The sequence below is a fragment of the Acetobacter okinawensis JCM 25146 genome, assembly GCF_000613865.1.
GTDB lineage: Bacteria > Pseudomonadota > Alphaproteobacteria > Acetobacterales > Acetobacteraceae > Acetobacter > Acetobacter okinawensis.
In genome coordinates this window covers 160,239-172,560 of record NZ_BAJU01000001.1, presented here as the reverse complement: position 1 = coordinate 172,560, position 12,322 = coordinate 160,239, and the positions used below count along the sequence as shown (strand labels likewise).

Below are 12,322 nucleotides of genomic sequence, written 5' to 3'. Positions count from 1 at the left end.
GTCATTCCTTATGCTGTTATTTTAGCGGGATGGAAACGGCCTCAGCCAATACAGGACCAATATAGGGGTTAGCTGCCAGAATGGTTGCGCCCCCCGTTAACCCACCATTTTGCAGGAAGGGTGAGACAACGGCTCCAGCTTCCGCCAGAAGAGGCAGGGCTGCTGCGACATCCCACAGGTTGATAACAATCTCAATATACCCATCCAGACGACCACTGGCGACATCGGCCAGAGCCAGCGCGCCACATCCACCAGAACGGGGCATAGTGCCAAGCGCCATAATGGCGTCCATTTTTTCCATGAATACAGGTTTGGGAACACGACCACTCCAGCCCATTTCAATCATGGAGCGGGCTGGGTCACGTATGGGCGAGGCTTTGATGGGTTTACCATTTAAAAAAGCACCATACCCACGCAGCGCCGTATAAACCTCACCCAGTGCAGGGGCATCTATCACGCCGGCTACAGGTTCATCACCATCCATCAGACCGAGGGACACGCACCACCGGCACCGACCACGGGCATAGTTGGATGTTCCATCAATAGGATCAACAACCCAACGCAGGCTCCCTGTGCGGCTGATGCCCCCTTCTTCCCCCTGAAAACCATCTTCGGGGAAAAGTGCCTGCATGCGTTGTGCAATAAACGCCTCTACCGCGCCATCTGTCTCCGTCAGCCAGTCCTGCGCAGATTTCAACTCTCCCTGCGGGCCACCCGGTGGGGGGCGCATGGACATGGCCAGCCGGGCTGCATCATGCACCACAGCGCGCGCGGCTTCCAGTCGGTAGGCAAGGGCAGGGCTGGGGAGGGATGGCATGGAAATCGCTGCTCCAAATTCTAAAAATATGTCCGCCGCACCTTACTGCCAAGCCCGCCACAGGGCGACCCGCTTTATGCCCCACTATGCCGCATGCCAGCTATTTTTGCGCGCGGTACAATTCCTTGGCCCAACGGCGATGCAGCCATAGCCATGCGGAAGGATTTTGCCTTATCCAACTTCCAAACGGTCATTCACCATTTGCACCAGCAGTTGCAGATCCTGCTTTTTGTCTCCTGTATCTGGCAACTCCAGAGGTGGTTCAACAACAATGCGCAGGCGGGCAGGCCCCAAACGTTCAACATAACCGGGTATAACCGGGCAGCGATAGCGCAGAGCCATAGCCGCAAGAGCCGGAGCCGTCATGGTTGGGCGGCCAAAAAACGTGGCTTCAATGCCATCGTTCATCTTCTGGTCGACCAGCATGCCAAGACGACCACCACCGGACACATAGGCCAGCGCACCCCGTGCACCTTTTGCTCCCTTGGCAAAAAGAGGCACAACATTGCTTCCCATAGCCCTGTTCCTCAGGGAGCGGAGCAGGTTATCCACCAGCGGATTACCCGCAGCACGGTAAAAAGAGGCAAAAGGTGTGCCGTGCCGAGCCACCGCCGGGGGCAGCATTTCCCAGTTGCCGATATGGCCAGAGACAAACAGAACTGGGCCTCCACGGGCAGCCTGCTGTGCCAGATATTCCGCCCCCTGAACCTCGAACCCCGGTCCGGTTGGCGTGTTTTCCTCCAAGGCAGCAAGATGGGGTAATTCGCCCAAGGTCCGACCCAGATTTTCCCATACCCCCCGCACAATCCGTGCCCGCGCAGCCGCATCCAGCTCTGGCATGGCCAGTTCGAGATTCCGCAGCACAATCCGCGAAGAAGGAAGATACGGCCCCACAAAACGGCAGAAAGAGCCAAGCAGCGTGGAAGACTGGTCCGGGCGCAGACGCTCCAGAACACGCACCAAAGACACCGCAAGCAAGGCTTCCAGCCGGTACCTTATCGCTACAAACCGCTTTTTCATGAATTATGTGCCAAAAATACATCCAGTATATGTTCAGGAACCTGTGAGTCCTGCCAAACCAGCCGCACCCCCACCTCCACAACATTCTGACGAAAACTGGCAGGCAAGCGCATGGCGTCCTTTGGGGTTGTCACAAGCTGCGCACCCTGCCTGCTGGCGCGCACAGCCAGATTCAACATATCCTGCGGGCCATACATATAATGGTCGGGGTAAGAAAGCGTATCCACCAAATGAGCCCCCGCAGCACGCAGACCGTTAAAAAACTTTTCCGGCCTGCCTATTCCGGCAAAAGCTACACAGGGCAGCTCCCTGATTTTATGGAGCACATCAACCTGCTCCAGCTCAGCCCATACGACGGGCAAAGCACCAAAGTGTTGCGCCTCTTGGGTTTGATCCGCCCCGATTACAAGCAGCGCATCCGCCCGGGCCAGTGCATCCTCAACCCGCTCCCTGAGGGGACCTGCTGGCAGCACATGTCCATTTCCAACCCCCACAGCTCCATCCACCACTAAAAGCGAGAATGTTTTAACCAATGAAGGATTTTGGAAGCCATCATCCATAATCAGACAATCAGCGCCGGCCTTAACGGCATGGCGGGCCGTTAAGGCCCGATCACCACCAACCCAGACAGGGCAGTACCGAGCCAACATCAATGGCTCATCTCCCACCTGCCGTGCGGTGTGGCAGGTAGGGTCGACACGCGTACCATCCGCCACATGCCCCCCATAACCACGGGTCAAAACATGCGGCTTGCGGCCACGCGCATTCAGGCGCTGCACCAAATCAATGACAACCGTTGTTTTTCCGGTGCCACCCACCGTCATATTGCCACAACACAGCACTGGTACTGGTGCACGCCAGCCCGCGCGGCGCATTCTGCGACGCGTAAACGCCGCGACACCCCACGCACACGGCGCCAGTAGTGCTGGCCATAACCGAGCCTGTGGGTGACGCCAGAATGCTGGTGGGGACAACCGCATCAGACAAGCGCCAGAATTTTCTCTGCCAGATCATCTGGCAGGGCTTCATTAACAGTCGCCACCTGTTGTGCCAGTTTCCCCAACTCCGCCCGGCGGCTGGGGTGCATTACCATCTGCTCGACCCACGCCGCCATGCTGCGCGCATCGCGCACATGCTGCACACAACCATGGAGAGCCTGAAACGCCTCCTCAAAATTATGGATCAGCGGCCCCGTAGCGATGGCGCAACCAAGGCGTGCGGGCTCAAAAGGATTATGCCCGCCTCCATGGCACCCCGGCAGGCTGTTGCCCACAAAAACACAGGTCGCGAGCCGAAAAAAAAGCCCGAGCTCGCCAAGCGTATCGCAGACCCAAAAGGCATCCTGCGCAGTGGGCAAGGCATCGAGCGCACGCCTTGGTGCGGAATTCAGAAGGGAGGCAACCTCTGCCCCGCGCTCAGGGTGGCGAGGCACAACAATGGTCAGCAAAGTAGGGCAGGTCTGGCGGGCAAGATACGTAGCCTGAGCAATCTGCGCTTCTTCCCCCGCATGGGTGGAGGCCGCCACGAACACGGGACGCGCCCCTATAAACGCCTGCAAATGCGCCATTTCGGCTGCTTGCACAGGCAGGGGCGGGGCCGCGGTTTCAGGTCCCCCGGATCGGTTTGCGTTGTAGCCCCCAGAGTGCGTAAACGCTGTGCATCGACCTTGCTCCGGGCCGATACCCATGCAACGCAGCTGAGCATATGCCGTGCCACACCGGGTATGTGACGCCACACCTGAAAAGAAGATGCAGACATACGCCCATTCACCAGCACCACCGGCAGATCACGGGTATGGCAGGCACTCAAAAGGGTTGGCCACAACTCGCTTTCGGTGAAAATGGCAACCTGCGGAGTCCAGCTATCCAGAAAACGCTGGCACCACCGTGGCACGTCCAGTGGCACGAACTGATGCACAACGCGGGAATGTGCAAAACGCTGCGCCACAATTGTGCTGGCCGTAACGGTAACCGTTGTCACCAGCACAGTTATGTCAGGCTCTTGCCGCAGGCAGGCCTGCACCAAAGGGAGAATGGACAAAACCTCGCCCACACTGGCCGCATGAAACCACAGTAGAGGGCCGGATGGACGGGGAAGGGACGGGAAACCCATTTTTTCCCGCACACGTGCTGGAATTTCTTTACCCCGCATCTGCCGCCTGCGCAGATAAAAAGGGAGTAAAGGGGCTAGGCATGTTCCCAAAGCCGCCCAGACGTGGAGCGCCAATGCTCCACGGGCGTTACGCCGCACGGCCTTGAGCTGGTCCATGAACGTCTTCAGACCATCAGGGAGAAAGGAACCGCCTGAATGCAAACCCTTCCTGCCGTTCGTTCAAGACGGATGGCTGGTAAGCAAGGGTTACCAGTTCATGCGCTTTTTTCCAGACAGCAAGATCGCTCTGCTCGGGAATGACAAACTGTGTCACACCACAGCGCAGCAGGAACTCATACTGATCGGGCAGAAAATGCCCCGTAACACGTACAGCACCCGCAAAATGCAGATGTTCGCGTAAGGAGCGCGCCTGTGTAAAAGCTCTGCCATCACGGAAAATGGAAAAGCTCAGGCTCACCAGATCAAGGCGCGGCAGGGCCTCCCTAAGCGCATCTACCCGCTCATCTGCCTTAAGCACAACGCCCAGACGCCCCTTGCCGTTGCGGCCCAGACCTTCGGCCAGACGGGAAAGAGGCACCAGAATATCACCATCAGGCAGGGGCTGGTCGTCGGGGACCAGCGTCCAGCTATCCTCTATAATCTGAGCGTTCTCAAGCAGTGGCATAAGCTGCATCCTTGAACGGCGCGGCGCCTAGGCGACGGCATGTTTCTATAAAGCGTTCGCCCGGCTTGCGCTGGACCAGATATGTATCAACAATTCTGGCAATGGCATCAACCGTTTCGTCCTCAGACATGGCGGAGCCAATAATCTGGCCGATGGAGGCATCTTCCCCCGCATTGCCCCCCAGTGTGATCTGGAAAGCCTCCTCACCACGCTTATCAACACCCAGAATACCGATATGACCGGCGTGATGATGCCCGCAGGCATTGATGCAGCCGGAGATATTCAGGCGCAGCGCCCCAATTTCGTGCTGGAGTGTGACACTGGAAAAACGCTGGCTGAGTTTTTGCGCAATGGGAATGGAACGTGCATTGGCCAGAGCGCAGTAATCCAGACCGGGGCAGGCAATAATGTCGGTGATCATGCCAACATTGGCCGTACCCAGACCATTAGCTGTAAGCACCTGCCACAATGCCAGCAGCCCGTCCTTGCGCACATGCCCCAGCACTACATTCTGCAGGTGTGTGATACGCAGTTCACCAAAGCTGTACTGATCTGCCAGATTGGCCAGAAGATCCATCTGGGCAGATGTGATATCCCCCGGAATACCGCCCGCAGGCTTGCACGAAATGGTGACACTGCAATACCCATCCCGCTGGTGCGGATGAGTATTGGTGCCAACCCATGTGGCAAAATCGGGATCGGTTTTTACCTGTTCCGCCAACTGAGCAGATGTAGCGGATGCATCCTCAAAAACCGGGCTGGCAAAGCGCGCGCGAATAGCCTCCACCACCTCGGGTTGCAGGCGGTAGCGGTTGCGATCCATGGCCATGAACTCGGCGTTGACTTCATCCCTGAACGCATCCAGCCCCAGAGCCTGCACAAGGATTTTGATCCGGGCCTTGTAAATATTATCGCGCCGACCATACGCGTTATACACACGCAGTACGGCCTCCAGATATGCGATCAGGTCTTCTTCGGGCAGGTCATTGCGCAGCTTTACGCCAATAACCGGGGTACGCCCCAGACCGCCGCCCACATAGACCTCAAACACCGCACGCCCATTGTCTCCCTTACGGGCCAGCAACCCGATATCATGAAAACGGGCGGCAACGCGGTCCTGAGCACTACCGGAAATAGCGATTTTGAATTTACGCGGCAAAAACGTAAATTCCGGATGCAGCGTGGACCACTGGCGCAGGATTTCCGCATGTACACGCGGGTCCAGTACCTCGTCACGCGCAGCGCCGGCAAACTGGTCGGATGTGACGTTGCGAATGCAGTTCCCACTGGTCTGGATGGCGTGCATTTCCGCATCAGCCAGAATATTGAGGATATCGGGCGTATCCTCCAGCTTGATCCAGTTGAACTGGATGTTCTGGCGCGTTGTAAAATGCCCGTAATCGCGGTCATACCTGCGGGCAATATACGCCAGTGTGCGCATCTGACCAGCACTGAGAATACCGTAGGGAATAGCCACCCGCAGCATATAGGCATGCAGTTGCAGGTATAGCCCGTTCATCAGACGCAGGGGTTTGAACTCATCCTCGCTCAGGGCGCCAGATATGCGACGCTGCACCTGATCGCGGAACTGTTCGACCCGCTGCTTGAGAAAAGTGCGGTCAACCGCGTCATACGCATACCGGCCGACATCTGTGGGGGGCGTGGGGGTCTGGGGCATGGTTCTGGTCCGTGGGGTGTTAGGTCAGGAGCCACTCACAGCAGCGGGGGCAGGCTGCCATGAGGGCGTGAATTCGGCATGAACACTCGGTCCATCAGCACGGATACGTTCACGCGTGGTACGCGGGGTTGTGCCATGGGCTGTCTGCTCGACCTGCACCCCGTAAACGCCCACAACATAGTCTGCACCTGCGCGCGCATTCTGGGAGCGCAGCACATCCTCCATGCCGTCATTGGGGAAAAGGCGAGCATGAGCAATGCTCAGTTGCCATTTACCCTGTGCATCCAGCCAGACAATCCGGCCATCAAGCAGACGGTTGGCCGTAACAACGCTACAACCCTCAGTATCACGACGATTATTCCTGCGATCCACGCTCATACCTTTCCGCGTATTCCACGACAGAAAATTACATAAATTTTCGTCTTTATCAATATATCACGCATGAAACACGTGTCATCCACACAACAGCCCCTGCCGGAACAACCGGGCGCGACCAATATCCAGTGCAACTCCCTGTACCTGCGCATCGGCGGCTTCTACCGGTCGGTAGAACGGAATAATACGCTCCCCAAGCTGGAGCGTATAATGCCTGTAGCCATTACGTGTGCCCCGTGGTGCTGCGTACAGACTGAGCACATCCTGCTCAGAAGCCGGTTTTTTTATCGTCATTTCATACGGACGGATCATGGCCGTGATCGGGCCATCCGTTACACCTTCGGGCACCGCAAAAGGTAGTACCAGCGCATCATCTGCTATCATACGTCCATGGCGCACCTCTCCGGCAAAGGATACTGCTTCACCCAGAAATTCCATAACAAATTCGGTCGCAGGCTGCTCGTCCAGATCCTGCGGTGTGGCATCCTGCATAATCCGCCCCGACTGCATGACCACAATCCGGTCGGCTATCTCCAGCGCTTCTTCCTGATCATGCGTTACCAGAATGGTGGTCAGGCCCAACGTATCATGCAGTTCACGCAGCCATGTACGAATGGAGCGGCGGACAATAGGGTCCAGCGCGCCAAAAGGTTCGTCCAGCAGCAGAACACGCGGGCCTGTGGCCAACGCACGCGCCAGTGCCACACGCTGGCGCTGGCCACCGGACAGTTTGGCCGGGTGTTTGCCCCCCATGCCCTGTAGCTGCATAAGCTCGAGCAGTTCCTCAACCCGTTTGGCAATCGCGGAACGGGCAGGGCGCTCCCCACGGGGTAATACGTCCAGCCCAAAGGCAATATTGCGTGCAACCGTCATATGCGGAAACAACGCATAATTCTGGAACACAAACCCCATACGACCGGCACGGTCCTTAACACTGGTCATGGGCCGGTCATCCAGCAGCACACTACCACTATTGCAGCCATCAAGCCCGGCTATGGCCCGTAGCAGGGTTGTCTTGCCCGCACCCGATGGACCTACAAGTGCTACAAAAGCACCATCAGGCACCTTGAGCGATACATCATCCAGCAGCCGTTGCTGCGTACCCGGCGCCAAGCGGACCAGATTGCAGACCTCAATACTCACGCCTTTTTCTCCTGCAATCTTGCAATCCAGTCCGGGGCTGAACGCAACAGAACAGCGCTCATGGCCATAAAGGCAAGCAGTGCTGCCATGGTAAAGGCCGCCACCGACTGGTAACCATTATACAGATTTTCAATATGCAACGGCATGGTCTCGGTTTCGCCCGGAATATGGCCGGACACAACGGAGACAGCTCCGAATTCACCCAGCGCACGAGCCGTGGTCAGCAACACCCCGGACAGCAGAGCCCCCCGCACACCAGGCAAGGTCACGTGCCACAGAACCTGCCAGAACCCGGCTCCTGCCAGAACGGCAGCCTCCTCCGCATCACGCCCCTGCACCTCCATAACCGGCATAACGGTACGCACGACATAGGGTAGGGTTACAAACAGCGTCGCCAGAATAATACCGGGCACGGCAAAGGCGATGTGAATATTCCATCGCTCCAGCAAAGGCCCGAACCACCCCTGCGCCCCAAAAAGGAGCAACCAGACAAGCCCGGACACAACGGGAGAAATGCTCAGGGGCAATTCCACCAGAATTTGCAGAAACTGCCGCCCCGGGAAACGGAATTTAACCAACACCCACGCCGCCAGAATACCAAAAATTGTATTAAGCACTACAGCCACAACACTCACCCGCAAGGTCAGCCAGATGGCGGACTGTGCATCCGGGTCAGATAGTGTTGCCAGCGATGCGGCCAGACCATCCTTTAACGCCTCGGTCAGCACCATGGCGGGGGGAGTAACCAGCACCAGCAGAATGAAGAGCCAACTTGCCCCCCAGACCAGATAACGGGTCATGCCGGTTCACTCCACAAGGCAAAACGCCGCCGCACACCACCAATAAGTGCAAGCGACAGAAGCGAGACACACAGCAAGACCAACGCTATGGCCGTAGCCCCCGGATAATCAAACTCCTGAAGCCGCACGACAATGAGCAGCGGTGCGATCTCGCTCTTAAAGGGCTGGTTCCCGGCAATAAAAATAACTGACCCATATTCCCCGATCCCCCGGGCAAAAGCCAGACCAAAACCTGTTATCAGAGCTGGCAGCACGGGGGCCGCAATCACGCGCATAAACACCTGCCATGGCCTTGCCCCCAGCAGGTGCGCAGCCTCCTCCAGCTCCTGCGGCAGGTTGCGCAGAACAGGCTCCACAGCACGCACAACGAATGGAAGCCCGACAAACATAAGGGCCAGCACAATGCCAGTCTTGTTGTAGGAGACACTGATCCCAAACTCTGCCAGCACCGCACCAAGCCACCCATGTGGGCCATACAGCGTGGCCAGCGTAATACCCGATACGGCGGTCGGCAGGGCAAGAGGCAGGTCGATCAAGGCATCCGCCAGACGGCGCCCCGGCAAATGACCACGCGCCAACGCCCATGCCAGCAGAAAGCCGAAGGGAATGTTACAGGCTGCGGCAATGCCCGCGCAGGAAAAACTCGTCCATAGTGCAGCCAGCATGCGGCTGTCATGCAGGGCAGACAGCATGGCTGCAGGTCCACCCTGCCACGGGTAAACCAGCAGGGTCGACAGGGGGAGGATAATAAAAAAGCCCGTCCACGCGAGTGTCAGCGTTAACGACAGCCTGTAACCGGGCAGCGCGGAGCCCCCGGCCCTGAAAAAAGCAAGACGAGACAGTGTCATGACCCAACACTCATATATCTGCCTGCCCCCCCAGACCAAAAAGCCAGCATACAGGCGTATCATGTGATCTGAAAAGTGGCCGCCAGAGGCTTTACCCCCTGACAGCCTCTTTACTGGCAGTCCTGTCAGGAACGCGCGCGTGCGTTACTACCTGCGCGCACGCTGCCTTCCACGAAGGAGACAAGCTGTGCGACCGCGCTTTCCACACTTCCATCGCCCGTTGCAACACGCAGGGCAGGGGCCTGTGGTGCTTCGTAAGGAGCATCTATCCCCGTAAAGCCGTTAATTTTACCCGCGCGAGCAGCTGCGTACAGACCTTTGGGGTCACGCTGTTCGCAGGTATCCAGATCCGCATCCACGAACACTTCCTCAAACCCGTCACCAATAATCTGGCGAGCCAGTTCACGGTCCGAACGAAGTGGGGAAATCAGGGCTACCAGCACAACCTGACCAGCGTCACGCAGGATACGTGCCACTTCAGCCGCGCGGCGCACGTTCTCGGTCCTGTCTGCCTCGGTAAAGCCAAGGTCCTTGCACAGGCCTGCACGCAGCGTGTCTCCATCAAGCACGCTCACGTCCACACCAGCGCTGAACAGGGCATTTTCAGCCGCACGTGCCAACGTGCTTTTGCCAGAGCCTGACAGGCCAGTCAGCCAGAATACCTGCCCCTTGTGCCCTTTTACCCGCTGGCGGTCCTGGGTTGTCACAACACTGGCACTTGGGTGAATGGATTTTTCACCCACAGCAATGTCAGCAGGGCCAATAAGGGGCGCACCACCGACAATACGCTGCTGAAGGTCCACCAGAACACCGCGTCCATCCGGGGTCCCCGGTGCAAACGCATCAAACTGGATGTTTTCCGCAGCAGACAGTGTAATTTCGGCAAAGCCTTCGGGCGGCACTTCCGTGCCCGGGTGCATGGTCAGGTCGTCCAGATTAACAACCGATTCAATGCTGGTGACCGTTACAGCATGTTCTGCCGTGGCCAGACGCAGACGAAAGCTCTCACCCACGCGCAGGGGTTCCTGGCGCAGCCAGAACAGGCGTGTGCGCACGCGCGATGCCTGAGCGGGCGGGGTATCCACATGATGCAGCAGGTCTCCCCGGTCGGGGATAACGTCGGGTTCCAGCGTTACCGCAATGGACTGACCAGCCGAAGCGCTAACATGCGGCGCTGTGTGCCAGCTTTCAATGGACGCAATGCGCGCAGGGGTTTTTTGTGTGCCAATAACTACCGTATCGCCCACACGCACCCGGCCACGCTCAATACGACCTGCAACATAACGCTTGTCGCCAAAGCGGTATACATCCTGCACGGGAAAGCGCAGAGCCAGTTCCGAGCGGGACGCTGGAGTGGGAACACGGGCCAGTGCTTCGGTCAGGGTAGGACCGCTGTACCAGGGCATACGCTCGGATCGGCTGGCAATGTTATCACCATCACGGGCAGAAGCGGGCACAAAATAGGCGGCTTCCAGCCCCAGTTTGCCCAGCAGTTCATTGACCGAAACCTCAACAGCCTCGACCTTGGCCTGATCAAAGTCCAGCAGATCAACCTTGTTCAGAAGCACGATGACGTGCCGGATGCCGATCAGATGCAGCAGCATGGCGTGGCGGCGGGTCTGCTCGCGCGCGCCCTCCACAGCATCCACCACCAGCACGGCGGCTTCCGCATCGGCGGCACCTGTAATCATGTTCCGCAGGAACTGGCGGTGTCCCGGCGCATCCACAATCACATATTCACGCGTATCAAGCCTGAAGGGAATACGTGTGGAATCAACCGTAACACCCTGATCGCGCTCAATCTGCAGGGAGTCCAGCAGGAAGCTCCATTCGATCTTCAGCCCGCGCTTTTTGGACGATTCAATGATCTGGGCAACCTTGCCATCCTGCAGGTTGTCCGTGTCATGCAAAAGACGACCGATCAGCGTGGATTTACCATGATCAACATGCCCGACAATAACGATCGGGGTTGCTGCATCCTGAGAGGAAGAAATCGTATCACTCATTTTCGTTTTTTCCGATCCACGCTCTATCAGAGATAACCAGCAACACGCAGGCGTTCAAAGGCATCTTCGGATTCATGATCCATGGCCCGGCCCGAACGTTCGGAGGTTTTTGTTGTTTCCAGCTCAGCAATCACTTCGGCCAATGTCGCGGCATTGCTTTCCACCGGAGACGTAATATCCGCATCCCCCAAGGAACGGTAACGCTTACCATTTTTGGCAAAATACAGATCAACCAACGGAATGCCTTCACGCTCGATATAACGCCAGATATCAATCTCACGCCAAGACAGGAGCGGATGGACACGAATATGCATGCCATCTTCGTGCGGGGTCGCGTACTGGTCCCAGAATTCGGGCGGCTGGTTACGAATATCCCATTTATGGCTGGCACCACGGGGGCTAAACACACGCTCCTTTGCGCGGGTTCCCTGCTCGTCACGGCGGATACCGGCGATAACACCCTGCAATTTGTGCTTTTCAATCATGGCGGCAAGACCTGCGGTCTTACGCGCGGCAGAACGGGCGGCAGGCGGCAAGGAGGGGTCCATCTCCTCTACCGGCGGGCAGTCACCGAGCAGCAGATCGAGCTCCCATTTTTTGGTGTACTCATCACGGAACTGGTACATTTCCGGGAACTTTTTTCCCGTGTCCACATGCATGACAGGGAAGGGGACACGCCCAAGAAACGCCTTTTTGGCGAGCCAGACCATAACATTGGAGTCCTTGCCCAATGACCACAGCATGGCTAGCGGCTTAAGCTTGCGATAAGCCTCCCGCAGAATAAAAACGCTCTGAGCTTCCAGTTGATCAAGATGATCCATGTTCCACGACCCTGTAGTTTTGACGGGTAAGTCTAGTT

Annotated in this window: 12 protein-coding genes and 1 pseudogene; all 13 read right to left on the bottom strand. The window is 57.5% G+C overall.

Annotated elements, in window-relative coordinates:
• Positions 1-16: 16 nt before the first annotated feature.
• The 13 genes and pseudogenes from JCM25146_RS00870 to cysD all read right to left on the bottom strand — a co-directional run bounded on the left by JCM25146_RS00870 (position 17) and on the right by cysD (position 12,284).
• Positions 17-817, bottom strand: a complete 801-nt coding sequence (locus JCM25146_RS00870; RefSeq protein WP_025825167.1) for an inositol monophosphatase family protein — start codon at positions 815-817, stop codon at positions 17-19.
• 100 nt (positions 818-917) lie between these two features.
• Positions 918-1,837, bottom strand: a pseudogene (locus JCM25146_RS16265) (lysophospholipid acyltransferase family protein).
• Positions 1,834-2,811, bottom strand: coding sequence for a tetraacyldisaccharide 4'-kinase (gene lpxK, locus JCM25146_RS00860; protein ID WP_408734898.1), 978 nt, complete (start codon positions 2,809-2,811; stop codon positions 1,834-1,836). The pseudogene JCM25146_RS16265 and the gene lpxK overlap by 4 nt, the downstream one beginning before the upstream one ends.
• A 5-nt stretch (positions 2,812-2,816) precedes the next feature.
• The gene (locus JCM25146_RS23110) at positions 2,817-3,404 is read right to left on the bottom strand and encodes a 3-deoxy-D-manno-octulosonic acid transferase (protein WP_051543843.1); all 588 of its coding nucleotides are present in this window, start codon (positions 3,402-3,404) and stop codon (positions 2,817-2,819) included.
• Positions 3,380-4,105: a 3-deoxy-D-manno-octulosonic acid transferase gene (locus tag JCM25146_RS23105; protein ID WP_051543842.1), complete on the bottom strand. Its 726-nt coding sequence runs from the start codon at positions 4,103-4,105 to the stop codon at positions 3,380-3,382. The genes JCM25146_RS23110 and JCM25146_RS23105 overlap by 25 nt, the downstream gene beginning before the upstream one ends.
• A gap of 16 nt (positions 4,106-4,121) precedes the next feature.
• Complete coding sequence (locus tag JCM25146_RS00850) at positions 4,122-4,613, bottom strand: DUF934 domain-containing protein (protein ID WP_025825163.1); 492 nt, start codon at positions 4,611-4,613, stop codon at positions 4,122-4,124.
• Positions 4,600-6,291: a nitrite/sulfite reductase gene (locus tag JCM25146_RS00845; RefSeq protein WP_025825161.1), complete on the bottom strand. Its 1,692-nt coding sequence runs from the start codon at positions 6,289-6,291 to the stop codon at positions 4,600-4,602. Before JCM25146_RS00845 ends, JCM25146_RS00850 begins: the two co-directional genes overlap by 14 nt.
• 24 nt (positions 6,292-6,315) lie before the next feature.
• The gene (locus JCM25146_RS00840) at positions 6,316-6,663 is read right to left on the bottom strand and encodes a DUF2849 domain-containing protein (RefSeq protein WP_025825159.1); all 348 of its coding nucleotides are present in this window, start codon (positions 6,661-6,663) and stop codon (positions 6,316-6,318) included.
• An 81-nt stretch (positions 6,664-6,744) separates the two neighbouring features.
• Positions 6,745-7,809 carry a sulfate/molybdate ABC transporter ATP-binding protein gene (locus tag JCM25146_RS00835; protein ID WP_025825157.1) on the bottom strand — a complete coding sequence of 355 codons (1,065 nt, stop codon included), beginning with the start codon at positions 7,807-7,809 and terminating at the stop codon, positions 6,745-6,747.
• Positions 7,806-8,609, bottom strand: a complete 804-nt coding sequence (locus JCM25146_RS00830; protein ID WP_025825155.1) for a sulfate ABC transporter permease — start codon at positions 8,607-8,609, stop codon at positions 7,806-7,808. The genes JCM25146_RS00835 and JCM25146_RS00830 overlap by 4 nt, the downstream gene beginning before the upstream one ends.
• The gene (cysT, locus tag JCM25146_RS00825) at positions 8,606-9,457 is read right to left on the bottom strand and encodes a sulfate ABC transporter permease subunit CysT (RefSeq protein ID WP_025825152.1); all 852 of its coding nucleotides are present in this window, start codon (positions 9,455-9,457) and stop codon (positions 8,606-8,608) included. The genes JCM25146_RS00830 and cysT overlap by 4 nt, the downstream gene beginning before the upstream one ends.
• A gap of 125 nt (positions 9,458-9,582) precedes the next feature.
• On the bottom strand, positions 9,583-11,463 hold the full coding sequence (cysC, locus tag JCM25146_RS00820) for an adenylyl-sulfate kinase (protein ID WP_025825150.1): 1,881 nt from the start codon (positions 11,461-11,463) through the stop codon (positions 9,583-9,585).
• Positions 11,464-11,489: 26 nt separating this feature from the next.
• On the bottom strand, positions 11,490-12,284 hold the full coding sequence (gene cysD / locus JCM25146_RS00815) for a sulfate adenylyltransferase subunit CysD (RefSeq protein ID WP_025825148.1): 795 nt from the start codon (positions 12,282-12,284) through the stop codon (positions 11,490-11,492).
• Positions 12,285-12,322 lie beyond the last annotated feature (38 nt).